The following is a 1536-nucleotide window of genomic DNA, read 5'->3' on the forward strand; positions in this document are numbered from 1 at the left end:
AAAGAGCGTTTTGTCCCGGCAGGGCTGTTTGCTTACTCGGGCGACGAGGCCGCTTGGATGAGGTGATCGGGCGTGTGGCGATCGGGTCGTGAGAGCCTGCAAGGACTGCGGTTGAACCGGGGTCGTCGGTAGAGGCAAGGAGGTGTGCCGCGAGTGGCCACTGAGGGAACAGCGCGGCTGCTGATCAGCAACGGCGGTGAGGCGGCGTTGGAGCTGACCGTGGAGCCCTGGGCGGATACGCACCAGCTTCTCCCGAAGCAGACGTGGGTCGTGGTCACCCACTCGCCTGCAGCGGATGGTTCATGGTCGGGGACTCTGCGTAGGGACGAGCCATTCCAGGTCGACCATCGGCCCGAATCGATCACGGTTTGGGTCAACGGCAACTGCTTCCACCTCTCCGACGTGGAAGGGAACGCGATCGACTCGGCTGACTGGCATTGCCCTGCTCAGGGCTCTGCAGCCTGACTTGGTGCGCTCAGGAGTCGCGCCAGTTCGGGGTCGATTCGCGGGTGAGCCGTCGGCTTATGAGGTCGACCATGGCCACCTTGATCATTGCTTCGGAGCGGTGCGGGTGAGTCTCGTAGTCGCGGGCGAGGCGGCGGTGGTGCATGAGCCAGCCGAAGGTCCGCTCGACAACCCAGCGTCGCGGAATCACCTTGAAGCCCTTCTGGTCAGGGTTGCGGCGTGTGGCTTCGACGTCGATGCCGAGGCGGGCACCGTGGTCGATGACTTTGGTGCGGTAGCCCGTGTCGGCCCACGCCTTCGTGACACGCGGGTGGTCTGCGGCAATGCTCGAGAGAACTCGAATACCGCCAGCGTTGTCGGAGACATTGGCGGCGGTGACCAGCACGGCCAGGAGAAGGCCGAGTGTGTCGACGCCGATGTGGCGTTTGCGGCCTGCGATCTTCTTGCCCGCGTCGATGCCCTGGCCGGCGGCCGGGACGTTCGCGGAGGTCTTGATGCTCTGGGCGTCCAGGACGCAGGCGCTCGGCTCGGCGTCGCGGCCTTCGGCTTTCCGGACCAGGCGCCGCAGGAGTCCGTTGAGCTGGTCGAAGACCGCGTCCTTCTGCCAGGCGGCGAAATATCCGTAGACGGTCTCCCATGGGGCGAAGTCGTGCGGCAGATACCGCCAGGGGATCCCGGTCCGGTCGACGTAGAGGATCGCGTCCATGATCCGCCGCAGGTCATGCTCGGGCGGCCGGCCTATGTCCAGGCCCTTCCCTCTTCGTTCGGTCCGCCAGGCTGTCAGAGTTGGCTCCAGCAGTTCCCAACGGGCATCGGACAGGTCACTCGGATACGGCCGCTGTCTGCGAGGCATGTTTCTGTAGTACCGATGGCCGCGGTCCCGCCACAGGGCGCAAACAGGTGTGACCGGGGGCGTGCTGGGATCAGACAGGAGCGAAGGGACCGAAACGGACCCTCGAAGGACGTCACCCGCCCCACCTGCCACAACAGACGTCCACTGCCTCAGCCGTCCCGAACCGGTCCGCCAGCTGAACTGCAATGAAGCACCCCTGCCGGGACAAAACGCTCTTT

General features: G+C 65.4%; 2 protein-coding genes. One reads left to right on the forward strand and one right to left on the reverse strand.

Annotated features, from left to right (window positions below; all coding sequences use genetic code 11):
• Positions 1 to 153: 153 nt before the first annotated feature.
• Positions 154 to 465, forward strand: a complete 312-nt coding sequence (locus tag ACGF1Z_RS35570) for a hypothetical protein (protein ID WP_393010785.1) — start codon at positions 154 to 156, stop codon at positions 463 to 465.
• 10 nt (positions 466 to 475) lie between these two features.
• On the opposite strand, the gene ACGF1Z_RS35575 is transcribed toward ACGF1Z_RS35570, so the two are convergent.
• Complete coding sequence (locus ACGF1Z_RS35575; protein ID WP_393010787.1) at positions 476 to 1318, reverse strand: IS5 family transposase; 843 nt, start codon at positions 1316 to 1318, stop codon at positions 476 to 478.
• Positions 1319 to 1536: the final 218 nt, after the last annotated feature.

The organism is Streptomyces sp. NPDC048018 (genome assembly GCF_043202995.1).
Classification (GTDB): Bacteria; Actinomycetota; Actinomycetes; order Streptomycetales; family Streptomycetaceae; genus Streptomyces.

Excerpts from the sequence above, each read along its gene's own strand:
- ACGF1Z_RS35575 (WP_393010787.1), bottom strand. The coding sequence starts at position 1,318 with ATGCCTCGCAGACAGCGGCCGTATCCGAGTGACCTGTCCGATGCCCGT.